This window comes from Acaryochloris marina MBIC11017 (assembly GCF_000018105.1).
GTDB lineage: Bacteria > Cyanobacteriota > Cyanobacteriia > Thermosynechococcales > Thermosynechococcaceae > Acaryochloris > Acaryochloris marina.
Map to the genome: position 1 here is coordinate 5599677 of NC_009925.1, position 25372 is coordinate 5625048.

General features: G+C 45.2%; 18 protein-coding genes. 7 read left to right on the forward strand and 11 right to left on the reverse strand.

Translation table 11 applies throughout. The features are described from left to right. Positions 1–11: 11 nt before the first annotated feature. Positions 12–1148 carry a glycosyltransferase family 4 protein gene (locus AM1_RS25105; RefSeq protein WP_012165728.1) on the reverse strand — a complete coding sequence of 379 codons (1137 nt, stop codon included), beginning with the start codon at positions 1146–1148 and terminating at the stop codon, positions 12–14. 156 nt (positions 1149–1304) lie between these two features. Continuing rightward, on the reverse strand, positions 1305–3950 hold the full coding sequence (locus AM1_RS25110) for a TIGR03960 family B12-binding radical SAM protein (protein WP_012165729.1): 2646 nt from the start codon (positions 3948–3950) through the stop codon (positions 1305–1307). A 154-nt stretch (positions 3951–4104) separates the two neighbouring features. On the opposite strand from AM1_RS25110, the gene dapB reads away from it, so the two are divergent. After that, positions 4105–4932, forward strand: coding sequence for a 4-hydroxy-tetrahydrodipicolinate reductase (gene dapB, locus AM1_RS25115; RefSeq protein ID WP_012165730.1), 828 nt, complete (start codon positions 4105–4107; stop codon positions 4930–4932). A 233-nt stretch (positions 4933–5165) separates the two neighbouring features. Then, entirely contained in the window at positions 5166–5501 is a 336-nt protein-coding gene (gene psb28, locus AM1_RS25120; RefSeq protein WP_010476862.1) for a photosystem II reaction center protein Psb28, read from the forward strand. A gap of 165 nt (positions 5502–5666) precedes the next feature. On the opposite strand, the gene ctpB is transcribed toward psb28, so the two are convergent. Then, complete coding sequence (ctpB, locus tag AM1_RS25125; RefSeq protein ID WP_012165731.1) at positions 5667–7040, reverse strand: carboxyl-terminal processing protease CtpB; 1374 nt, start codon at positions 7038–7040, stop codon at positions 5667–5669. Positions 7041–7844: 804 nt separating this feature from the next. Here ctpB and AM1_RS25130 point away from each other — a divergent pair. Continuing rightward, entirely contained in the window at positions 7845–8342 is a 498-nt protein-coding gene (locus AM1_RS25130; RefSeq protein WP_012165732.1) for a cyclic nucleotide-binding domain-containing protein, read from the forward strand. Positions 8343–8489: 147 nt separating this feature from the next. On the opposite strand, the gene ilvC is transcribed toward AM1_RS25130, so the two are convergent. The 3 genes from ilvC to AM1_RS25145 all read right to left on the reverse strand — a co-directional run bounded on the left by ilvC (position 8490) and on the right by AM1_RS25145 (position 10437). Continuing rightward, entirely contained in the window at positions 8490–9485 is a 996-nt protein-coding gene (gene ilvC, locus AM1_RS25135; RefSeq protein WP_012165733.1) for a ketol-acid reductoisomerase, read from the reverse strand. A 251-nt stretch (positions 9486–9736) separates the two neighbouring features. Beyond that, positions 9737–9916 carry a 30S ribosomal protein S21 gene (rpsU, locus tag AM1_RS25140; protein ID WP_010476866.1) on the reverse strand — a complete coding sequence of 60 codons (180 nt, stop codon included), beginning with the start codon at positions 9914–9916 and terminating at the stop codon, positions 9737–9739. 260 nt (positions 9917–10176) lie between these two features. Continuing rightward, positions 10177–10437: an RNA recognition motif domain-containing protein gene (locus tag AM1_RS25145; protein WP_010476867.1), complete on the reverse strand. Its 261-nt coding sequence runs from the start codon at positions 10435–10437 to the stop codon at positions 10177–10179. 310 nt (positions 10438–10747) lie between these two features. Between AM1_RS25145 and mnmA the strand changes: the two genes are divergently transcribed. Further along, positions 10748–11815 carry a tRNA 2-thiouridine(34) synthase MnmA gene (gene mnmA / locus AM1_RS25150; protein WP_012165735.1) on the forward strand — a complete coding sequence of 356 codons (1068 nt, stop codon included), beginning with the start codon at positions 10748–10750 and terminating at the stop codon, positions 11813–11815. A 16-nt stretch (positions 11816–11831) separates the two neighbouring features. Here mnmA and AM1_RS25155 read toward each other — a convergent pair whose 3' ends face one another. From AM1_RS25155 to AM1_RS25170, 4 genes are all read right to left on the reverse strand, one after another. Next, entirely contained in the window at positions 11832–12542 is a 711-nt protein-coding gene (locus tag AM1_RS25155; protein WP_012165736.1) for a GDSL-type esterase/lipase family protein, read from the reverse strand. A 326-nt stretch (positions 12543–12868) separates the two neighbouring features. Further along, complete coding sequence (locus AM1_RS25160) at positions 12869–13336, reverse strand: YlqD family protein (RefSeq protein WP_010476870.1); 468 nt, start codon at positions 13334–13336, stop codon at positions 12869–12871. 24 nt (positions 13337–13360) lie between these two features. Continuing rightward, on the reverse strand, positions 13361–15301 hold the full coding sequence (locus AM1_RS25165; protein WP_012165737.1) for an AMP-dependent synthetase/ligase: 1941 nt from the start codon (positions 15299–15301) through the stop codon (positions 13361–13363). Positions 15302–15431: 130 nt separating this feature from the next. Continuing rightward, positions 15432–15968 (reverse strand): pentapeptide repeat-containing protein, encoded by a 537-nt coding sequence (locus tag AM1_RS25170; RefSeq protein ID WP_012165738.1) that lies wholly within the window; start codon positions 15966–15968, stop codon positions 15432–15434. A gap of 493 nt (positions 15969–16461) precedes the next feature. Between AM1_RS25170 and AM1_RS25175 the strand changes: the two genes are divergently transcribed. The 3 genes from AM1_RS25175 (at position 16462) to AM1_RS25185 (ending at position 23774) form a co-directional block, all read left to right on the forward strand. Beyond that, positions 16462–20439: a magnesium chelatase subunit H gene (locus tag AM1_RS25175; protein ID WP_012165739.1), complete on the forward strand. Its 3978-nt coding sequence runs from the start codon at positions 16462–16464 to the stop codon at positions 20437–20439. A 346-nt stretch (positions 20440–20785) separates the two neighbouring features. After that, a complete protein-coding gene (locus tag AM1_RS25180; RefSeq protein ID WP_012165741.1) occupies positions 20786–21166 on the forward strand; it encodes a hypothetical protein in 381 nt (126 codons plus the stop codon). 685 nt (positions 21167–21851) lie between these two features. Beyond that, on the forward strand, positions 21852–23774 hold the full coding sequence (locus AM1_RS25185; protein WP_012165742.1) for an HAD family hydrolase: 1923 nt from the start codon (positions 21852–21854) through the stop codon (positions 23772–23774). Here AM1_RS25185 and AM1_RS25190 read toward each other — a convergent pair. Further along, entirely contained in the window at positions 23758–25176 is a 1419-nt protein-coding gene (locus AM1_RS25190) for an IS4-like element ISAcma16 family transposase (protein WP_012161147.1), read from the reverse strand. The two genes, AM1_RS25185 and AM1_RS25190, sit on opposite strands and share 17 nt — an antisense overlap. Positions 25177–25372: the final 196 nt, after the last annotated feature.

Genomic DNA, 25372 nt, shown 5'->3' on the forward strand with positions numbered 1-25372 from the left:
AGAAATCACCTTTATTGCAATGTGCCTTTAGCAACGCTAGCAAGGAATTCTGCTGCGGCTTCAGGAGTATATTGAGCCATGATTTGTGATGACCGTTCTCCCATACGCTGACTTAAAGAGGGGTCATCTACAAACTTCTTCATTACAGATGCGAATGCATTTGTATCATTAGGATCGAATATATAGCCATTATCGTCATTTGCTACCAATTCCGAGGCTCCAGCAAACTGAGAGCAAAGAATGGCCTTACCCACAGCCATGGATTCTAAGACAACCATCCCCCAAGTGTCTTCCAACGTTGGTAATACGAATATATCTGCATAACCAAAATACGCCCCTAATTTCTGATAATCGACTTTCCCTATCCATTTGACGTAGTCTTCCAAGTTATGGGTGCGACAATATTCCTCTAATCCTTGGCGTTGATCACCATCTCCTACAATCATCACCGTGAAGGGCTGACACCCGTCTTGAACTAAAGAGGTGCACGCCTTAAGGAGTAAAGAAATCCCTTTACGAACACTCACACTTCCAACAAATATAAAAATGGGTCGTTTAAATTCAAGATGACTTAAATCCTCCCCTGCAGAAGAGGCCTGGAGCGCATTGCCGGAAGGAACCTCATAAGGATGTAAATGAACAAGCTCGGCAGACGCTGCAAGGCATTCTTCTAAATACTGTTTGCCAGCATGGCTATTCGTAATACAGGCATCAGCTGCCCGGACCATTGCTTTGCGAATCGACAATCTCAGGTTGGAATTTCGATAATCTACTCCGGGCGAACTACCTTCATAGGCAATCACGACCCGCCATTTGCCGATGGGTTTAGACAAGAGTGCCAGAATCGTCCAAACCCCAAAGGAGTTGCAGAAGATCACATCAGGCTTGAATTTCAGTAAGCGGTTGACGATATTTAGGGGCATGACGGTGAAATTGTCACCGTAACTCGCCGCTGATTTTCGCAAGGAAACGACTTTCCGTTCACCGACAATATCAACTTTGAAGGCCTCTTCATAGCCTGGTGCAAATCCTCTCCAATTTGCCACAAATGCCTGAGTATCAGGGTTTATATCTGAGAGGCTTTTGAGCATCGGATGCCAGTAGTCAGCTGCTGAAGTTAAAAGCCAAGCAATACGAAGATTTTTCATTTCATGTATGGGGGTAGAGCAGTTCCAAACTCGAAACATCAACTAGTAAGGCGAATGTGAGGTTTATTCTGGCTTCGTATTATTCATTTAGTTCAATCATGGCTCTTGCTTTTTCAGATTACCCCCAAATGCAGAATGGACATTGGCAAGTTTGAGTTATGACATATTTACCAGAATTAACTGGCGGCGATGAATTTGAGTCAATACTATTGGCTGTCCACTGATATGTTCCAACATAAACATAAGATGTTCTGGGCGTAGGATAGTCCCATCATTTCGGCAGCTGCCAATATAGTTTATTTGAGTTGGGTTATCTGTCCCCAAATTTAAAGAGAACAGTCGATCACGTAAATTGACCACTTTCTGTTTCCCAGATTTGGTTGTTTGCTCAAACAAAATTTCTTTTGTCTCCAAAATTTGATCGAGCCAGATTTGCCATTGCTTAGCTTCTATGGACGAGTTGTTGCTGGCTGTGACGGTGAGTGAATATTCAGCCTGGCCCACGGCTTGAGTGGCGGAGGGGGCTTTGAGATCAATGACTTCAGCATTGTAGATGGGGATATCAGACGGCAAAAAAGTGTCTAGGGTTTGCCGAAAGGTTTCAAGGTCAACGCATTCTGTTAGTTCAAAATCGACGATTTCACCTGAACTGGTTGCGCCTAACATCAGGGCGTTAGCTGGGGCAATGCGAGGACTGGGATGAAAGCCTCCGGTGTACGCAATAGGAATGTGCGATCGCCTGACGATACGGTCAAACAATCGCAATAAATCCAAATGGCTGACCAAAGCCATATCCCCCTGTTTTCCGAACCAGACTCGAATGCGTTGAACACGCTCTTGGTTGGGAACGAAATTGCCGTTAAATGCAGGAATCGGTTGAGGGGGAACAACGACGTTATGACCAAAATCAACGCTACAAACTCCACAGTGGGAGCAGCCCTCGAAGGAGCAATCCGGGACAGTCGCCGCTTGCAGGGCTCGTTTCAGATCGTCCTGAAGCCACTGTTTATCGATGCCGGTATCCAGATGGTCCCAGGGTAAGGGGGCGTCTAAGCTCTGGAGAGGGTGATGGCTTGGCTGGAGAGAGGTTTCCTGGTCTGGAGAGGAGTTATCAAACAGATTCCATTCCCCTTGCTCGACTTGACGATATTTCCAGGTGAGATTCGCTTCTGCGATCGCATCGGTCCAGGCGCCATAGGCTTTGTCTAAACTTTCCCACCAGGAATCCATACCAGCCCCCAGTTCCCAGGCTCGTTTAACCACAGGGGCCAAGCGGCGATCGCCTCGGCCGACAAAATCTTCCATGGCCGAAATCCGCACATCCGTGAAGTTCACCTTCACCCCTTTTAATCGTCTAAATTCGGCCCGTAGGAGATCTTGCTTGCGCTGGAATTCCTGGGTGGAGACAGAATGCCACTGAAAGGGGGTATGGGGTTTAGGGGTGAAGTTAGAAATGGTGATGTTGAAGTTGAGACGGCGCTTGCCTTGACCCTGACATTCTCGGCGCAGCCACCGAATCGTCTCCGCAATGCCCAAGACATCGGCATCCGTCTCTCCGGGTAAGCCAATCATGAAATAGAGTTTGACTTTGCTCCAGCCCTGCTCATGGGCCGTTTTAATCCCTCGCAACAGCTCCTCATTAGTCAAGCCCTTATTAATGATGTCCCGCATCCGCTGAGTACCCGCCTCGGGAGCAAAGGTCAAGCCTGTATTACGAGTGCCGCCAATAATATTGGCAATATCTTCATCAAATCGGTCCACCCGCTGACTGGGCAAAGACAGAGAGACATTCTCATCCTTGAGCCGATTCTTGATTTCCATGCCCACAGCAGGGAGTGCCAGATAATCAGAACAGCTGAGGGACAAGAGGGAAAACTCGTTATACCCCGTCTCCCGCATGCCCGTCTCAATGGCATCTACGACCTGTTCCGGCTCAACATCCCGAGCGGGGCGGGTGAGCATGCCGGGCTGACAGAATCGGCAGCCTCGGGTACAGCCCCGCCGCACTTCGATGGTGAGGCGATCATGGACGGTCTGAACGTAGGGGACCAAGCCAATGGAATAAGCGGGCATGGGATCGGCCACTCGTCGCAAGACTCGTTTTGGGACATCGGGACGGTTTGGATGGACGGCTCCATCGTCAGCCATATCGTAGAACTGAGGTACGTATACGCCGGGAATTTGGGCTAAATCAAGTAAGATGGCCTGGCGGCTCAACCCTTGGGCTTTGCCTTCTTCTAAAATTAAGCCGATTTCCGGTAAGAGTTCTTCGCCATCCCCCAAGGCCACGAAATCAAAGAAATCCGCATAGGGTTCGGGATTAGATGTGGCGGTCTGTCCGCCAGCGAAAATCAACGGATAGGTGGCACCACTGGTCTTGCCCCAACCGGCCTGATTGCGTTCTTGCCAAGTTAAAGGAATCCTAGCCAGATCCAACATCTCTAGAATATTGGTAGCGCCCAGCTCGTAACTGAGGCTAAAGCCCAAAATGTCATAATCAGTTAACGATCTTTTCGTTTCAACTGCAAAGAGGGGCGTTTCCGTTTCCCGGAGTTTGGTGGCCAAATCTGCAGCTGGAAGATAGGCGCGATCGCACAACTGTCTCGGCTGGGCATTTAGAATGTTGTAGAGAATAATATGCCCCAGATTAGATGCCCCGACCTCGTAAACTTCAGGGTAGGTCAACACCCATCGTACTGAAGCTGAATCCCAGGCTTTATGCACAGCACCTAACTCATTACCGAGGTAACGAGCTGGCTTCATAATGTCTGGTGTAATCAGTGATTCAACAGCTACAGGCACGGGCAATCTCAAACTTCAACGTTAACCGTTCAAATCTACTATAACGAGGGACCACTCGAGTCAGAGATCCACCGTCATATTTATACTCAGGGCAATTCAAGATGGCCTCTATATTGATAAAGTCAGATCAGTAGGTCAATCGAGCAGTTCAACCATGACAAATGCAACGCCAACTCCCGTTATCGTCACTGGAGCCGCTGGCAAAATGGGGCGGGAAGTGATCAAAGCTGTAGTCCAGGCCGATGACTTGAGACTCTATGCTGCGGTTGACCGCAATCCTGACGTGTTTAGTCTAGATGCAGGGGAGCTTGTTGGTCTTGACACTTTAAATATTGAATTGACCAATGAACTTGAACCGGTTTTAGCAGCAGCGGCCCAAGAGAAACAGCCCTGTGTCATGGTGGACTTTACCCATCCCAGCTCCGTTTACAGCAATATCAGATCTGCGATCGCATATGGAGTATTTCCAGTAATCGGCACCACTGGCCTTAGCGATGAGCAAATGAATGATCTGACTGAATTTACTGAAAAAGCCAGTATGGGTTGTTTGGTCATTCCCAACTTCTCCATTGGTATGGTGCTATTACAACAGGCTGCCGTTCAAGCCTCCCAATATTTTGACCATGTCGAAATTATTGAACTACACCACAATCAGAAAGCAGATGCACCCAGTGGAACTGCCGTTAAAACGGCTCAATTACTCGGTGATTTAGGCAAAACCTATAACCCTGCCCTGGTCGAAGAGAAAGAGCATTTAGCTGGTGCTAGGGGTAGTCTAGGTAGCGAAAATATTCGAATTCATAGTATTCGGCTGCCAGGATTAATTGCTCACCAAGAAGTTTTATTTGGTGCCCCTGGTCAACTCTATACCTTGCGCCATGACACGAGCGATCGGGCCTGCTATATGCCGGGTGTTCTGCTTTCTATTCGAAAAGTTACCCAGTTACAAACTCTGAGTTATGGATTGGAGAAAATCCTGTAGCTCTCTAAAAAACCTGGGTTATGCAACAGCATGAAGCTGGACTGATAGACCGGCAGACGTTCAAATTGAGGTGAATACGTTTGTCTATGATTATCCTCTAGGGGCTAATTCCCGACAGGCCAATATTGACAAAGAATTCAATGCTTATTGGCGGCTTCTATGGAACATTAAGGTCGAGTATGTGAGTATAGTTAAAGACAACTTAACTGTTCTTAAAATATTCAACTCACATTATGTCAGCAGCAATTCAGTTTATCCGGGGCGTTGATGAAGAGGTCATCCCTGACGTACGGTTAACACGGGCTAAAGATGGTAGTTCAGGCCGGGCTATTTTTTACTTCGAAAATCCAAATCTTATCCAAGAAGGGAAATTGGAAGTGATGGGGATGTATCTGCAAGATGAAGAAGGAGAGTTAACGACTCTAGACGTGAGTGCCAAATTCGTCAATGGCAAGCCTCATGCTATTGAAGCTAATTATGATATGAAATCTGAAGAAGAGTGGGATCGATTCATGAGGTTTATGAATCGGTATGCAGAATCCCACGGGCTTGGGTTTTCGAAATCTTAGGTTGCGGCCATCAATTTAAGAACCACCTTCCCTTCAAGTCACTTCGCTGTGCAAAAGAGTAATCATCAGCCGAACATTTGAATTTGGACCTTGCACAGCGACTGTGGGGATTTTCTACTCGTTGGGTTGTTCGGACCAAAGATTGCAGATCAGCCTTATGGAAACTCACTTCATAGAATCTGCTTGAGCACGATTCACCGTTTCAGCCTTTCTGTTTTGCTTAGGGATTGCTACGGAATTTTGAGGTTTCCCATTATGTGAATGAATGGATTGCTGTAGACTTCGGATCGCCTGCATGTATTGAGGATCATTAAAAGTAGCCAGTTGACTGGGATCCGAGTAAAGGGTTTGCAATTGCTCCGGCGTCAGCTTCACAGGAATATCAGGTGTAATTCCTTTGTGGCTAATATCAGTCCCGTTTGGAGTGAAGTACTGAGATACAGTAATCGCAACCCCTGAGCCATCCGATAGTTTGTGGACAGACTGTACTAAGGCCTTCCCAAACGTCGATGTTCCGATCACTTTTGCTCGATGGTTATCCTGTAAAGCCCCTGTCAGAATTTCGCTAGAACTTGCAGAATCTCCATCAACCAAGACCACCAAGGGGCGCTTGGTTAGTGCAGTGGGATGTGCCCGAATATCATCTTGCTTGCCTTTGCGATCAACCGTGTGAACGATAAATCCTCGATTTAGCCACATTTCAGCAATTTCGATACTGGCATTCAAAAGTCCTCCTGGATTCCCCCTTAAATCGAGCACAAAGCCGTCGACATTTTGAGCTTCCAGTTCTTTGATCGCCGTTTTCATTTGCTCGGAGGCATGAGCGCTAAACTCCAGCAACCGAATGTAGCCAACACGATTATTCCCTTCCTGTTTGATTTTGGTATGAACTGTAGGGAGTTCAATGACGTCTCGGGTAATATTCAGGTCAAACGGATTTTGCCCAGCTCGACTGATCCGTAACTTGACTGCAGTATCAATCTCCCCTCGAATTAAACTGGAGGCATCTTTAAGATCCATGACATCAGTTTTGTTGCCATCGATAGCTAGGATACGATCTCCAACCTGTAAGCCAGCCTTTAATGCAGGGGCATTAGGTAACAGCTTAATGACTGTAATTGCATTCGTCGCTTTATTCTGTTCTAACCGAATACCAATACCAGACAACTGACCTGAAGTTTGAGTTGTCAGAGCCTTAAACTCTTGAGGCGACATGAACCGTGTGTAGGGATCATCCAGTTCCGCTAAGGCTTTACGGAGGGCAGAATAAGCATGCTGTTTGGAAACATACTGCTCACCTAACAAAGTCTGACGAGTTGCCTGCCAATCCTTCTGATTAAAGGTACCGTCAACATAGTAGCGGTTGACTAACTGCCAAGCTTCATCCAGAACAACCTTTGGACTATCTTCAAGAGCAGCCTGGACTTCACTCGTTAAACAAGGCTGTAACAAGGTAAAGGTCGTTGCTGGAACTAAGACGACACTTTTCAAAATCCCATGGCTACGAGTCGTCGAACGGAGCTTGAATGATTGATTCATATACCGAAGAAGAAAGAATGGTTACCGAGGCCAAGCGTTCAAAGAAACCTGCCATCTTTGCCAAGGCAAAAAAGTGGGTACACTCACTGAACAGCTAACGCTATTGAATTGAAAATTTTTTACCCCGCTGCATTTGTCATTAGGATGGACAGAAAGAGCTAGAAACCATCACACCCACAAAAAATTTCATAAACTCAGAACCAGCAAGCACATCTAGAGCAGACTTACCAGCGGCCCGAAGAGCGTGCTAGACCTTTTAATCCTATTCTAGCCAGGCCTGCACAGAGAAGATGAGCCCGCCCCTTACCAAACTGGACACTAAGGGTTGGGGAATCAAATTCTTCCTCACAAACTACACATCGAGGCTTATTGGACCGGGTTAGTCGAGATTGTTGAAAGAGTCGCTTACGCCTTGCTCGTCGTCTTGGTGCCATATAGGAACTGAGTATCTGCAGATTGTCGTTAGACTTACCGCCATTGTATTGGATCGATCTCAAAAAGGCTGCTTAAGTCATATTCATACGCGATTACTACACCAATTCTCAGTGATTTCACGGTTATCGGATGGGTTAATTAAGAGAAACGCCTACTGTTGTCGAGTCACCTAGAAACAGCTCAGCATCATTCACTCTAAACATGTGCTAGCTGTTATAGCATCTGGCTTGTGGCTCTTGCGCTAGATTTTTTATCTAACCTCTAGTCAAAAATAAAAAAACAAGAATCAGTGGTTATACGGTCGATGGGCCTTCTGGGAAAGAAGATACTAGGAAACATAGAAATTTTTCAAATCTCACTTTCTTAAGTATGTTTTCCCAAACCAGCTCAACAGTGGTGAATCGCTTAGCATTTCTCAGAACAACCGATTTTCTGCAACATATTGAGAATGAAGCTTTCTTAGAATGTTTAGCAGCAGACATGGAAGAGCGAACGTTTGAGGAGAATCAAGCCATCCTCCACAAAGGAGATCGAGAAAGATTAATCTTTTTCATAGTTGAAGGAAAAGTCAAAATTCATGTAGATGATATCAAAATGGCTGAGCTTTCACGGGGAGCCCATTTTGGGGATATCAATCTCTTTGATAGTCAGCCAGCCTCTGCAACTATCACTACAATTGAAGCCAGCAAATGTTTGGTTCTACATCAATCTAAACTACAAGCTGCATTGCAAAAGCATGCCGAAAGCAAGGCTGAGCTGGTTGCCAGCCTCTACCAGCGCCAGCAAAAGGCTCAAACCTCAACCTTTCAACAAAACGCACTCCAAAACTGGTGTACCAGAATCCAAAACCCGAGTTGGGCCTATTAAAACGCATAATTAAAACCCGGGTCCCTTCCGACAGCAATTAAATGTTTGAAGTGGACTAAAAACTTCAACTCGAATTTGTCGCTCCGGCATTTCTTTGCCGGAGCAAAATTGCATAAAGGTTTCAGTGGAACTCAAACTAAGGGCTAATTATGCCTTATCTGTCCAGCTGAACATCGCTCGTAAATCTTTGCCGACCTCTTCAATCGCATGTTCAGATTCACGCCGACGAGTTGCTGTAAATCCTGCCTTGCCGGACATATTCTCTAGCACAAACTCCTTGGCAAACTGCCCCGTTTGAATTTCATGCAGAACTCGGCGCATTTCAGCCTTTGTTCTGTCATCAACAATGCGAGGTCCACGGGTGTAGTCTCCATACTCTGCTGTATTAGAGATGCTATCTCGCATTTTGGCAAGCCCGCCTTCCACAATGAGATCCACAATTAGCTTCACTTCATGCATACATTCGAAATAGGCCAGCTCAGGCTGATATCCAGCTTCTACTAGAGTTTCAAAACCTGCCTTAATGAGGGCAGTCAACCCACCACATAGAACAGCTTGTTCTCCAAATAAATCCGTCTCTGTTTCTTCCCGAAAAGTGGTCTCGAGGATACCTGCTCGGGTTCCTCCTATCCCTTTGGCATAGGCCATTGCCCGATCTCGTGCTTGGCCTGAGGCGTCTTGGTACACAGCAAATAAGCAGGGAACGCCTTGCCCTTGGGTATAAGTCCGACGCACCAGATGCCCAGGACCTTTCGGAGCCACCATGACGACATCAACGTCGCTAGGGGGGACCACTTGGGCAAAATGGATGTTAAAGCCGTGGGCAAATGCCAATACCTTATCTGCACTCAAATGGGGTTGAATATCCTGGGTGTAGACGGTTCTCTGCACTTCATCTGGCAGCAAAATCATAATTAAGTCAGCAGCTTTTGCAGCGTCTGCAGCTGACTTCACCGTTAGTCCTGCTTCCTGGGCCTTTGCTGCAGATTTGCTCCCTTCATATAGGCCCACAATGACCTGAACACCGCTATCCTTTAGGTTTAAGGCATGGGCATGCCCCTGAGAACCATAGCCAATAATGGCAACGGTTTTATTTGCCAATAAATCTAAATTGGCATCGGCATCGTAATACAGGCGGGCCATAATATTTTGCTCTCTCCTTAACAGCCAGGGGCTATCTGCTGGCTTCTAATTCTACAATTAATCGCTGGTGAATCATACTACGAACACGTCAACAAAGAGCAACAAATTTCTGATGCTGTTGCTCAAAAAAGTGCGTTGTCCACCACAACAGCCACTGCCTCTTCTAAGGGAGGCAGCGGCTTAAAAACTATTTGCTTGTTGCTTGGCTGCTGCAGTCAAAAAAACTGGACAGACTACTAGAAATGCATGCCCTAGCGAAAACGACGCTTACGACGAGTAGCGATGCGCTTACGCTTTTTCTTCTCTAAGGGGGTCTCAAAATGGCGTCGACGTTTTACATCTGCCAAAATTCCGGCCTTTGAGACTTGACGCTTAAATCGTCGCAATGCAGATTCAATGCCTTCGTCTTCACCTAAAACCACCTGAACCACTACTTGACTTCTCCTTGATGTTGTTTCATTTACAATATTGACTTTCCTTTGAAGGTGATATTTCACCCTAGGGAATTGCTATCTATTCTACTGTTTTTTGGAGAAAACCAGCCATTCCTATCCATTGCAAGCATACCCTCACAACAAGAATGGCGTCACATTCCTATGATTTGTTGCCTATCCAAAACAGAAGTGAAATAGATCAGATTTTGAAGACTATTTTTGCAGAAGCCCCAGATATTGTGACCTCTGCAATATCTCTACCAGGAAGGTTTGGGAGTACGAGGGCGAGCTTTGTTGACTTTTAATTGGCGCCCCATCCACTCAGCACCATCTAGGTCTGCAATCGCAGCCTCTTCTTCTGAATCATTCTCCATATCCACAAATCCAAAACCGCGTTTGCGGCCTGTTTCCCGATCAACGGGAAGGTGAACTTTCACTACTTTGCCATACTCTGCAAATACGGCAGTCACGTCATCTTGGCTCGCTTCGTAGGATAAATTCCCAACATAAATCGACATTAGTGTATCTCCAAAGGGCGGGTAAATAAGGGTAAACAGGAAATATCCTGTCTATTGTTGAACTAAAGGTGTAGCTTTACAGTCACAGCCAACACAGCAGAGGTTGTGGGCATCTAGACCTAAAGGGCGCGTTGCGGCATGATTTAGGTCAAAATGCTATAGCAATAAATACCTGCAGTAATTGGACATGATCTTGCCCCAAGGATTGATCGGAAAAGTTAGCATGGAACAATGGAATTAGACAATGTTGATCTAACTCTATCGCCTTTACCGCATTTTTCCTAATGCTTACCCACTCACTATTTTGAACATGAAGAAAGTTGTTGTTGGCCTCTCTGGAGGAGTGGATAGCTCCGTTGCCGCAGCGAGCCTTAAAGAAAAAGGATATGAAGTCATTGGTCTTACCTTGTGGCTAATGCAAGGCAAGGGACAATGCTGTTCTGATGGTTTAGTGGATGCTGCTCAACTTTGCGAAGATCTAGATATTCCTCATCATGTGGTGGATAGCCGAGACCTATTTTCCAACAATATTATTGACTACCTAGTTGAGGGATATCAGCAGGGTATTACCCCTTTACCCTGCTCACAATGCAATAAAACGGTTAAGTTTGGCCCCATGCTAAACTATGCCCGCCATGAACTTGATACAGATACGATTGCCACAGGTCATTACGCCCGGATCGCTTACAGTGAGAAAGAAAAACGCTATCAGCTCCTGCGGGCTGTGGATCGAAATAAAGATCAATCCTATTTTCTCTACGATTTAGATCAAGATCTATTGAGTGGCACCGTTTTTCCGTTGGGAGACCATACAAAAACCGAAACCCGCCGTATGGCGACCCAACTTGACCTTCATACAGCCGAGAAACCTGAAAGCCAGGACTTATGTCTAATTGAGGCCCATGGTTCAATGCAAACGTTTTTGGATCAGTATATTGAGACCCATCCAGGAGAAATTGTTGACCAAGAGGGCAATATTCTTGGTCATCACCAAGGGGTGCATCATTTCACGATTGGTCAACGGAGGGGGATTGGTGTAGCTGCTCCTCATCCGTTGTATGTGGTGGATTTAGATCCAGGAAAGAATCGAGTCATTGTGGGAGATCGAGAAACGGCCCTTAAAACTGAATGTATGGTGAAACGGGTGAATTGGGTTTCAATTGCCCCTCCCCAAAATCCGATTCATGCTGAAGTTCAGGTTCGCTACCGGTCAAAACCAACAGGCGTTACTATTATCCCCCTGGATGCTGAAGCACCAGGTGGGCGAGTGAAGTTGGTGTTTGAGGACCCCCAATTTGGTATCGCTCCAGGTCAAGCTGCGGTTTGGTATGACCAGGAAATCCTGTTGGGTGGAGGCATTATTGAGGCGTTCTCTTGATTTTGACGTTTGTGCGTTAAACTGCTGTACCCGACTGCATTAACGCTTGCATCGGCTGCCAATTGCAGATGTCCATTAATAGGGATTGATAGCCTTGGGGATTTGGATGTAAACCATCCGCTCCAAGCTGTAGATCACGCCAGTCTGATCCTCTTTGTTGCCAGATATCAAACAGATCCAAGAATGGAATTTGTCGTTCATGGCAGGCCAAGCGAGTCGCTTCATTATAGAGATGCTGATCGGCGTGGTTGTAATAAAATGCGTCCAAAAACGGCATTGCCTGTTCATTCACCGGTACCATACCGACAAACAACACTGGGCAAAGCTCAACGGCGCGATCGAGCAGTTCTGCTAATTGATTTTGAAAATCTGAGAATGGAGTAAAACACCGACCGCCGAGACGACCCAGGCGAGCAGAATCATTCACCCCAACCGATAAGATAATTCGATCCGGGACCTGATGTCGCAGTTCCCCTCGATAACGAAATTCGCTTTCTAGCCGTCGCGCGACATGCTTAATGGTATCTCCGCGCACCCCTAAGTTGTAGAGAATGTGGCCTGCATTATCGGGATACATCCACTGTCGCCGGAGCCGCTCGACCCAACCTCCTCCTTCAGGATCGCCATAACCATAGACCAGGCTATCCCCCAACGCCACAAGTTTCAGGGGGATTGGGAATTTAGGCGTTGGCTGTTTGAGTTGGGGAGATGCAGAAAGACTATGCATAGGGATATGGTGGTTTGAGTTAAATCGAAAATTTAAAGTGCTTTGAATTAAGTTTTATTAATTTCTTAACATTAGCATTCGATTTCCCTCACTTTAAAGCGCTGTGCCAAAAAGCTGCAGTGATGAATCTCACATTTTTTGATAAATAAACAGGGCAAGCTAGGTTCGCACTGCACAAGCAGATGGGCAATTCACTGGATGAGTTGTAATGCGAAACTAACCAAGTACTTGCCATATTGAGCTTGGCAAATACTTGGTAAAGGTAGACTAACTTGCATTTGATGTAAACAATAGCTAGTCAATATTGAATCTATGGGGAGATGGGGCTAGAGATCACCGCGAATATCTTCAACCACACCATCTCGCAGGAGGATTTCAACCTGCATTCTGCGAATGAGGTGATCTCCTTTTTTGATGTAAAAGAAGCTATCGATTTGTCCTTGCTCAACTTCTTGTTCCATCTCAAGGGATTGGACCTGGTTCAGTTGCTGCAAGACCTGGTTTTTTTGATCTAAGAGCTCACTTTTGCGATTATTCGCTTGCATTTGGATATTTTGAATTTGAGCTTGGGTCTCTTCTGAAGTGCTACCTTCAGCCCCAATAATTTGAACCGTTTGCTTTTTTAACTCACCGATCATTTGTTGAACTTGGGTATCAAGTTGCTGAAGCTGACCATCAAATTGATTGATTTGGGCTTGGAGCTGTTGTTGAGCCTCATCTTTCCATAGAGGGGTAACAACTGCTTTCACGGTAATGGGGCGTTTCAACAGAAGCTGATCAGCAGGAATTTCCATAGGTCTTTTGCAGCGAATTTGAATCTATTTAAACATTCCGTTGATCATATCGCGGTAATGCTCCATGACAACACGACGACGAACTTTTAGGGTTTGTGTAAGCATTCCATTTTCGATGGAAAATGCTTCTAAGGCAAAGGCAAAGGGACCAATGCGCTCATCTGGGCGGTAGTTTGGTCGATTTTTGACTTCTCGTGTGAGTTCCTGGCGATAGAGATCTTGGATGGGCTGATCGGTAAAGGTAAGTACTTTACTCCCTGGCGTGGGAGTATTACCGGGGTGTTGAATAGAGGCATTTTGCTCTGATGCCCACTGCTGCAATGCATCGAGATTAGGAACAATTAAGGCCCCCAGACTTCGTTGATCTTGACCAACCACCATGATTTGGTCAATGAAGGAGCTGCGGGCACAGGCGTCTTCCAGGGGTTGCGGCTCAATATTTTCACCGTTGGAGAGCACAATGGTATCTTTGGCTCGTCCGGTTAGAACCAAATCTTGTGTAGGCGTCAACCAACCTAAATCCCCGGTATCAAACCAGCCTTCTTGATCGATCACTTTAGCAGTCGCTTCAGGATTTTGGTAGTACCCCTGCATGACTTGAGGTCCTCGGACGATAACGAGACCTTGTTGACCTGTCGGTAAGGTTTGACGAGTTTGAGGATCAACAATTCGAATTTCGGTCTTGGGAATGGGCTTGCCTGCTGAGCGGCGCAAATTGTGTTCCGCGCGACGAGAAGTCAAGACCGGTGAGGTCTCCGTTAATCCATAGCCTACAATCAGTTCAATGCCGACGGCTTCAAAAAAGGTTTCCAGGTGCATGGCTAAGGAGCCACCGCCACTAAACGACTGCTTGAATTGCCCGCCCATGGCTTGTCTGATCTTGGTATAAACGATGCGATCGCCCAATTGATGCAATGGACCTAGGAAAAGCATCTGCAGTTGAGCCAGAAACCGTTGTAGCCCTGACGGATTGAGATTATTAATGTCCAGCCCTTGCTGAGTCCGGCGGGCCAGAATGTATTTCTGGCTGATCCCAAAAAACGTATTGATTAGTTTTTGACGAGTGGCAGGTTCGCCCCGAAACTTTTTCTGCATCCCTTCGTAAAGGGACTCCCATAAGCGTGGCACACTGCCCATATAGTGAGGTTTATAGGTTTGCAAATCTCCTTTGAGATTTCGAATACTGGTATAGATTTGCGTGCACCCTTGGGACAGAAAGTAGTAATCTACCAATCGGCCGAAAGAATGCCAGGTGGGGAGGATACTGAGAATGCGGTCCCCCACTTCTGGCTGAACCGCCGCTGGCATGGCTGTAATGATATGGAGTAGGTTGCCATGACTCAGCATGACACCTTTGGGTTTACCACTGGTACCAGAGGTATAGATCAGTGTCGCTAAATGTTCTCGATCCAACGGAACCGCACGAACAGCTCCGTGAGTTCCTTCTTGGAAGATTTGGGGGAAGTTCAATACCTGGGATTGACCGTTGTTTGCCACGTCTTCATCGGAAAGCAAGGCCACTAACTTTAAGGGTAGTTTTGTTAGGAAGGGTTGTAACTTACTTAATGTTGCTGCATCTTCAACCAGTAAATAGGTCGCCCCACTGTTTTCCAGAATGTAGACAAGCTCCTCTGGGCTAGCTTGGGAACTACGGACCACATTGACGGCCCCTGCCATAATGCTGCCTTGATCGGCGATAAACCAACGAGAGCTATTATCGGCAAATAAAGCAACGCGGTCGCCAGGTTTAACCCCTAATGCCTGTAAACTAGCAGCGAACCGTTGGACTTGGCGATTCAATTCCACATAGGTGAGATTGACTTCTGGTTTGACATGGGGATCTCGAAGGGCCACAATTTCCCCAAATCGCTGGGCAGCAATCGGCCATATTTCAGAAATAGACTGTAACTGGTTATATTCCAACTTCACGGTTTCTGAAGGATGTGGAGGATGGCCAACAGACATAATTTGTCTTTCTCCAAAGATGTGTTTTTTACCTATATGACGATTCTCTTATATATTTGAGCCGTGATTGCAGGGAACACATTTAGATTAATTTCCTTAGAGGCCAGAGAATATCAGATGATTCCCCAGTTTACTGAGAACTGCCGGGATATCCATTGGGCAAAATGGTGGTGGGATGAATCTCAGTACCACTGAAGTCAACAAAACTGGCGCGGAAAAAATTGCTGCGAATTAAGATGGATTGTGACAAGTTGCACTGCTCCATATTGGCTCCACTGAGATTGGTCCCAATTAGATGAGCAGCAGAGAGATTGGCTTGCTGTAAATTGGCGTTTTGCAAATCGGCATGGGTTAGATCCGCTCTGATAAGCTGTGCAAATGCTAATTCTGCCCCGATTAGCGAAGCCTCTTTTAGTTTGGAATCGGCTAACAGAGTAGAGTCCAACCAAGTTTTTTCTAGCTGTGCTTGGTTTAAGTTGGTTCCAGTTAAATTAGACCGACTCAAGGTTGCATAAGCTAGATTGGAGCCGGTTAAGTCACTCCCTTGAAGATTGATCTCTGGCAAATATGCCTCAAACAAATTAATTTGACTTAGGTCAGTATGGCTGAAGTCTCTAATTCCTGAGTCATATTTGGCGAGTAAATCTTCAGCACTAATCTTTAGCATATAGATTTCTAACGACGCATATCCCTATTAGGTGAGCTGAGCATTTATACCTAATGCTTAATATGAATTTACAATCCTGCATTGGGGAGCAGGCCAGTCTTAAGAATGGCTTTAGCTTTTACACTCTTAGGATTGTCTGCTCTTATCGGACTGATTAGAGGAAATTAATGGTCGAAAAAATCAGCGAAATAACGTAAAGCATCTACACAAAAGATCAAGATTCAAATCGGTCAGTAAATATTCTGTTTAGATACTTAAAGGGGGCGCATCAGATCTGTGCGTATGTATTTGCCTATAGACTTCGGCTATGCTTGATGGAGGAGCTAAGAGCAATCTAGGCTTGCAAGCATGATTTGAAGTCCATTACAAATTTCCTTGCAAATTGTGTCAGTTCCTGACCACCGTACCGTTTCACAGCAAATTATTTGGTACAAATCTTTATAGAACCTAATAGTCGTGCACAAGATTGTTCACGTTAAAGGAGCGCGATCGCATGTTCACTCACGTCAAGTCCACCATTAGACATATTGTTCCCAAGGAGTTGCGGGGACGTTCCTTAATGAAGGTGGTCTATGTCGTGTTAGAGCCTCAGTATCAGAGTGCCCTGACGGCAGCCGCCAATGCCATCAATAGTAGCCATGACAGTGTAGCCGTAGAATTAAGCGGCTACTTATTAGAAGAGCTGCGGTCACCCGAAAATTACGAAGCTTTTGAAGCAGACGTGGCTGAAGCCAACATTTTTATTGGATCTTTGATCTTTATCGAAGATTTAGCCGATAAAGTCGTTGCTGCGGTGGAACCTCATCGTGATCGGTTAGATGTAGCAGTGGTTTTCCCCTCTATGCCTCAAGTGATGCGCCTCAACAAGATGGGCAGCTTCACAATGGCTAATTTGGGGCAATCCCAAAGTGCGATCGCACAATTTATGCGCAAGCGTAAAGAGCAGTCTGGTGCCTCGTTTCAGGACGGCATGCTGAAGCTGCTGCGAACTTTACCTAAAGTGCTCAAGTATTTACCCGTTGATAAAGCCCAGGATGCTCGCAACTTTATGCTCAGCTTCCAGTACTGGCTGGGGGGGTCCCAAGACAACTTGGAGAACTTCCTGCTGATGTTAGCCAACAAGTATGTGCCGGAGCTGGAGGATAAAGTCCAGTTTGACGATCCAGTGACATATTTGGAGATGGGGATTTGGCATCCCTTGGCCATGGAGATGTTTGCCGATGTCAAAGAATATCTCAACTGGTTTAGCTCTCGGCGTGATATCCCTGATGCGCTCAAGAATGGCACTGCACCTACCGTCGGCCTGATTCTCCAGAGAACTCACTTAGTAACGGGCGATGACGCCCACTATGTGGCGACGGTTCAGGAATTGGAGTCTTTAGGGGCTCGGGTAATTCCCGTGTTTGCCAGTGGCTTAGACTTTTCTAAGCCCGTTGAAGAATTTTTCTATGAAACCCCTGGTGGAGATAAAGCCTTAGTCGATGCCGTAGTTTCTCTCACTGGATTTGCCCTGGTGGGAGGGCCTGCTCGCCAAGATCACCCCAAGGCAGTGGAATCCCTGAAGAAGCTAAACCGTCCTTATATGGTGGCCTTGCCCCTAGTCTTCCAAACCACGGAAGAATGGGAAGAAAGTGATTTAGGCTTGCACCCGATTCAAGCTGCTCTACAAATTGCCATTCCTGAATTGGATGGGGCGATTGAGCCGATTATTTTGTCGGGTCGTGATGGTGTTACTGGACGTGCGATCGCACTGCAAGACCGGATCGAGATGGTGGCCCAACGAGCTATGAAGTGGGCTTCCTTACGCCGGAAGACTAAAGTTGAGAAGAAACTAGCAATTACGGTTTTCAGCTTCCCACCGGATAAAGGCAATGTCGGTTCCGCTGCTTACCTGGATGTGTTTAACTCCATCTACAAAGTGATGGAAGCCATGAAAAAAGATGGCTACACCATCGAAGATATGCCTGAGAATTCTGAAGCGTTGATGCTGGAGATCCTCCATGACGCCCAGGCTCAGTACAACAGCCCCGAACTAAACATTGCGCACCGGATGTCGGTGCATGAATATGAGTCCCTCACCCCCTACTCAAAACGTCTAGAAGAGTCTTGGGGGCCCCCTCCTGGACAGCTCAATAGCGATGGCCAAAATCTCTTGGTTTTCGGAAAAACTTACGGCAACCTATTTATTGGAGTTCAGCCGACCTTCGGTTATGAAGGTGACCCCATGCGCTTGCTGTTCTCCCGCTCCGCTAGCCCCCATCATGGATTCGCCGCCTACTATAGCTATCTAGAAAAGATCTTTAAGGCGGATGCCGTTCTTCACTTTGGCACCCATGGGTCTTTGGAATTTATGCCCGGTAAACAGATTGGCATGTCCAACGACTGTTATCCCGATACCTTAATCGGAAACATTCCCAACCTTTACTACTATGCGGCCAATAATCCATCAGAAGCGACGATTGCCAAACGCCGCAGCTATGCCAACACCATCAGCTACCTGACCCCGCCGGCAGAAAATGCTGGTCTTTATAAGGGATTAAAAGAGCTCAGCGACCTGATTGGTTCCTATCAAACCCTCAAAGAAAGTGGTCGAGGCATTCCTATCGTTAACACGATTATGGATAAAGCTCGCCTGGTGAACTTAGATCAGGACATTGACCTGCCTGATCAGGAAGCCAAGGACATGACCCAAGAGGAGCGCGACACCATTGTCGGCCGGGTTTACATCAAACTGATGGAAATTGAGTCACGGCTCTTACCCTGTGGACTCCATGTTATTGGTAAGCCCCCCACTGCAGAGGAAGCCATTGCCACCCTCGTTAACATTGCCAGCCTGGATCGCGGTGAAGACAATATTTTGGGTCTCCCTCGACTGATTGCCAATAGCATCAATCGAGACTTAGACGAAATATTCCGCAATAGCGATCGCGGTGTTCTTGAAGATGTTGATCTCCTCAACACCATTAATGAAACGACGCGAGCTGCCGTTGCTGCGATTGTCCAAACTCAAGTTGATGAAGAAGGCCGAGTGTCTACGGTTTCTCCTCTAAATTTATTTAACTTCGGTCGCCAAGAAGAACCTTGGGTAAAGGCCCTGAATGAAGCAGGTTTCCCCAATGTGGATCAAGAAGCGCTAACCCCCTTGGTGGAGTATCTGGAGTTCTGTCTCAATCAGGTCGTTGCTGATAATGAACTCGGTGCCTTACTTCAAGCCTTAGAGGGAGAATATGTGCTCCCTGGGCCAGGCGGTGACCCGATTCGTAACCCAGATGTGTTGCCCACCGGCAAAAATATCCATGCTCTTGACCCTCAATCCATTCCCACAGAAGCAGCGGTCCAATCCGCTAAAGTTGTCGTTGATCGGCTTTTAGCGCGCCAAAAGCAAGAGAATAATGGCGAATGGCCTGAATCTATTGCTCTAGTCCTGTGGGGCACAGACAACATCAAGACTTATGGCGAATCTTTGGCTCAAGTCATGTGGTTTGTGGGGGTAAAGCCATTACCAGACTCCTTAGGTCGAGTGAACAAGCTAGAACTCATTCCTTTAGAGGAATTGGGTCGACCTCGCGTTGATGTGGTCGTTAACTGTTCCGGTGTGTTCCGCGATCTGTTTATCAACCAGATGGCTCTGTTAGACCAAGCTGTTAAGATGGCTGCCGAAGCGGATGAACCATTAGAGATGAACTTTGTCCGCAAGCATGCACTCAAGCAAGCCGAAGATATGGGCATCAATTTGCGACAAGCTGCCACTCGAATCTTCTCCAATGCCTCCGGTTCCTATGCCGCTAACGTCAACTTGGCGGTGGAGAACAGCACCTGGGATGAAGAAGCTGAACTGCAAGAGATGTACCTCAAACGGAAGTCCTTTGCCTTCTCTGCTGATTCTCCTGGCGATATGGAGCAGTCCAGAGAAATTTTGGAAGCCTCCCTCAAAACAGTAGATGCCACCTTCCAAAACCTCGACTCTTCTGAAATTAGCCTCACGGACGTGAGTCACTATTTTGACTCTGATCCAACTAAGGTCGTCTCCAGCCTTCGGGATGACAAGAAAAAGCCCAATGCCTATGTTGCTGATACCACAACAGCCAATGCTCAGGTCCGCACCCTTTCAGAAACAGTCCGCTTGGATGCTCGCACCAAACTCCTTAACCCGAAGTGGTATGAGGGAATGCTCAGCCACGGTTATGAAGGTGTGCGTGAGCTATCAAAACGCCTAGTCAATACCATGGGCTGGTCAGCCACAGCAGGTGCAGTGGATAATTGGGTTTATGAAGACGTGAACACAACCTTTATCGAAGATGAGGAGATGCGGAATCGTCTTAAGAATCTTAATCCTCACTCTTTCCGCAAAGTAGTAAGTACATTACTTGAGGTGAATGGCCGTGGATACTGGGAAACCTCTGAAGAGAACCTACAAATGCTCCGAGATCTCTATCAAGAAGTTGAAGACAAGATTGAAGGTGTTGAATAGCCGTTTGAACTATCAACCTTAAAGAAAAAGCGCCCTACTCTAAGCAGGGTGCTTTTTTGAAGCTTTAGATTTCTGGATTTGAGTTCTAAACTGCAATATAAAGACCGATTTCAGCTCAATCTGAATTCAGTGCTTGATGGTTTTATTCATAAAGGTTTTACAAGTTCCCGTAAACAGGCTACTAGATTGATAAAGTGCAAGCTCAATCAAGATGAACAGTAAGAATTCTAATTTTTCAGCCTGTCTTTCGCTCTTTTCGGAGATAGACATCGCTTATTGAATTACTCTTGCTTAGCTTGTGCTCTTTTTTCACTTGTTCTAAAAAACAATTAATGTATTTCTTACAATGGCTGAATTCCCCCAAGCGCTGAGTTCTCTCCTAACTCATGCAGAAAATACTCAGATTGATCAAACTTTATTGCCCACGAGAGAACGATTCTCCATTCGCCTCACTGTCTACTGTTGGCGATACCTTCAGAAAATTAGTGAACAGATTCAAACCCCGATTGAGTCGCTTTCGGCGATACAAATAAAAGAGTGCATTGGCACCGATACAGAGTTACTGGCAGGACCACAAGTAGATGACCACTTTGTGGATTGGTTCAGTCACCTGGTCAACTCTTCACTCAAACCGTTGAATGCGATCGCATTAGAGGAACAAGTGCTCATTAATAATTTGTCTTTAGAAACAATAATTGGTTGGTATGCACGAAAAATTGTGCAATAAACAGATTAATAATCCATAAGATAGTGAGTAAAATACTAACCTTCTTGTTCTCTTGTTGAAGTTAATGCTATGGCTAAACAAAGGGCTGAAAAATCATTATAGATATTGGTAATTCACTAATTTGTCTAACCTTTGCAAGAAAATGACTATCTTTAACGATATATCTCTGAATGATGAGTAGTTACCATATCACTATTGTCGCAAATAAAAGTGATGGAATTGGCCTCCCAGGCGAGTTTAGATTTGTTTTGCCCTTCGTTAACAGCCAAATGAGCCGTAGGTCTTGATTTACCTTGAAGCTCCCAGAACAAAAGGGTTTTGGACTTGTAAATCATTCTGAGGTAAAAGTGAAAAAGTGACAGTTCTTAAAACAAATTGTGTAAAAAGAATTGTATAAATGACTTGACGGTGATCTAAGTCATTGAGTCCCAGTAAGAATAATATTAAAATAACGCAAATTTTATGTACTGTTTTTTATTTCCATACATAAAAAATAATTGTTGAATTATTTGGTTGTTCAATTGCCTGGATTCTAAGTTGTATAATTAACTTTTTTAGACTGAAGAAGATTTTTTCAGATTTCCATTATTTAAAAATTATTGATAAGGTTACAATGATTATTCGCAAAAATATTGTAGCCAATAAGTATTTCTATTGATAATTTATTTAACTCATATTCTTAACTATGTTCCAAAAAGTGTTTTCCTTTGATGTATTTGATACAGTTATAGTGAGGGTATGGGCTAGGCCAACCGATTTATTTGTCCAAGTTGCTGATGAGCTTGCCAAGGCAGGCCTGATTACGACAACCCAAGAGCAATGGCCAAAAATAAAAACTAATATTGAAAGGGAATTACGATCTAAAAATCGTACTAAAGAGATTCACATTGACTCGATTTATAATGCCCTAGCACTAAGATATAATTGGTCATCTACTGAACGTGAATTAGCTCTTCAGATTGAGACTGAGATAGAAAAAAAAGGATGGAATTTAGTCCCTTCAACAAAGAAGTATATTCAAGAGATACACCAATCTGGAAATAATGTTATTTATATTTCAGATATGTATCTGCCTGAGATCACTATTCGCTCATTTTTTGAAGAAAAAGATTTATGGAGAGAAGGAGATATTTTATATGTCTCTTCATCCACAGGATTAACAAAGAAGACTGGAAGCCTATTTGATTTTTGTCTAAAAGAACAAGGTCTTAGCCCTAAGCAGTTAAATCATATGGGCGACAATGTCATTAGTGATGTTTTAGTCCCCAAACGGTCTGGGATAAATACGTGCCAATATACTGATACCCAATTAACAAGATATGAAAAGAGAATTGCAGAGCATACTTCTCTTCCATTAAAATTGCGTTCATTGCTGTCAGGCTCTTGTCGCCTTAATCGCTTAAATTCACCATATACAGACCCTCATCAATTAGTCATTTGGCAAACAGCTAGCGATGTGATGGGTCCAGTATTTTTCAGTTTCGTTTATTGGTGTATTGTTGAAGCAAAAAAGCGAAATATTGAACGTTTATACTTTATAGCTAGAGATGGTCAAATCCTCCATAAAATTGCAATTTTAATTTGCAAAGCCTGGGGGTATAAAATCGATTGTCGATATTTATATGGTTCACGTCAAGCAATTAAGTTTCCTAGTATTAAGAAATTAGATGCATATGAATTAGACTGGATTTTTCAATTCAAAGAAGGATCTTTGTCAGTCGATAGTGTTTGTGAAAGAGTGAATATAAGTCCATTAAAAATAAGAGATGCATTAGTGCGGAATGGGTTTTCACAAGATATCTGGGGAATGGAACTCACAATTTCGGAAAGAGATAAGCTTAGAAAAATTTTTCAGGATGAGCAGGAAATTAGTAGTTTAATTTTAGCAACTGTACAAAGCTATCGTGAATCAGCTTTAGGTTATTTTTCCCAAGAAGGAATGTTGGACGAAATTTCTTATGGCTTCGTGGATTTAGGGTGGACAGGCAGTGTTTTAAAAGCACTTGGTGATTTATTGAAAGGTGAGAGATTACAGCCAAATAAAGAAATACAAGGCTTTTATTTTGCGTTGAAACAGCGAGTGGATTTACCTTCGGAGAGCCTAGCTGCGTATTATTATGATAATTTAAACCCTAAATTCAAAAGACTTTTAGTGTGCCAATCATCAGAACTATTTGAAGCTTTAGTGGCTGCAGACCATGGAAGTACGGTTAAATATGAAAAACAAAATGAACGATATATACCTATACTTCGCAACTCTGAAAAAAAAGAAATATTAGACTGGGGAATACACGCCTACCAAAAATCAATTTTGTCATTTTCAAATATCCTCTTGTTGAATGTTGAAGAAAACTTGTTTAGTAGCTATGACTCTCTTACTATAAGTGATTCGCTTTTAAACCTATTTGTAAAGTCTCCTAGCCGTTTGGAGTCTGAGGTCTTTGGACAGCTTCAACATTCACAGGATATGGTAGAAGCGCAATTATTCTATTTAGCTCCCAAATTGAGCGCGAAGGATTTTTTATATCTATTAGTCCAGGGAAATCCTTTCCCAAGTTATTTATGGATCAATGGCACTGACTTAAGCTCAATCAAACAGCTAGCTTAGCTTTGAGAGCAGAGCGAGGTTGTCGCATTCGCGGGAAAGATTTGGGTCTGCGTTTGACGACTCTCGGTTCGTGCCGATTCGGTCGAGAGGGTAATAGATCGGCTGCCATGGTCTCAAGTAGATGAGTAAACAACCGCTTTCTGGTCGCACGGTTGGCTGTCGCCAACAAAGCAAGCATCTGATTGAAGTGTTGTCGTGCTCCTTGCACAGACAGTTGAGTTCTAGCATTATCTGCTAGCGGTGCCGCAAGTTCCATGAGACTTCTGAGTAGGTTATAGCCCAACAAATGTACCCAAATGTCCTTGCGCACCATATCCGGAGTTTTGGCACTGAGCATCTCCATTTTTAAGGTGGTTTTGAGATGGCGCAGATTGACTTCCGCCACTGGCCAACGCCAGCCATACAAGCGAGTCAGTTGCCCAGCGCTGTAGCGTTGAGCATCCAGCAGCGTCGTCACCACAATAATGTGCTGGTCGCGAAAGCCCTTAAGGGATAAGCGCAAACACACCTCTCTAACGACCAATGTTTGAGGAATCAGGGCAAAATCTTGCTCACTCATGTGCTCAGGCCGTTGGGCTGGCTTATGCCATGTCACCTGATGATCACCAATGCCATGCTTGTTGCCTTTGCGGAAATCAGTCTTGCGAGCATGATGTTTACGCAACACTCCATCAGCCCTGTGTTGTTGAATGATGGCTAGATCAACATAGCTGCCATAAGCTTGGTCCGCCATGACCACATCACCGACCTCAAGGTCTTGATAGAGCAAACGACTCATGACAATTTCACTGGTGTCCCAGGAGGCAATACAAGCTGACGCCACTGCACCGGTAACCAAACAGAAGAACACTACCAAGCGAGCGATGGGAAAACCACAGCCTGCTGTTTGATTGCCATGTTGTGGATATGATGCTTGGTTGGCCGCACTATCAGCCATCAACACGGTGGTTCCGTCGTAGACCTTGACGGGCCGACCACACCAGAGGTGCTCTGGGGAGAGGGGTTGCGCTAAGCACTCAGCGCTTTCGGGAATTAAACGTTGCAACAGTGACTCTGGAAAGCGACTTCTGGCTTTGCTGTAGGCTCCGGTATCAGATGAGGGCGGTTGGATGCCAGCCGCTGTGAGCCAAGTCGTGATGCATTTGACTGTGTTACGAAGGCTTTTATCGGCTGATAGCACTTGGTAAAGCATGGCCCACAGCGTAACGATGGGGCTATATATCCGGTTGCGATAGGAGAATGCTTCTTCTTTCAGGAGTTCCTCTAACCTTGAGGCTAGAAGGATATCTGTCCACGGTAAACCCAGGCTTTGGGAAAATTGCTGCTTGAGAATTTCGGCTGACTCAGACATAGTGAAAGGCAGAAGTTTATGGCGTGCAAGTCTTGATCCTATATCTATCAAGACTTGTAGCCTTTTCCTGACTTCTTAAGTCAGTGCCATTGATTTATGGATTCCTGCAGTTTTTGCCCAAAGTAATCGTTATTCAATTCTACCTTTTGCCCTCTTCTTCAGCCTTTTTCAAGCTTTAAAGCTAGTAAAACAGCGAATTATTTGGTTAGTAAATAGCTAGGCCCAAGAATGAGTAAACTGATGACCA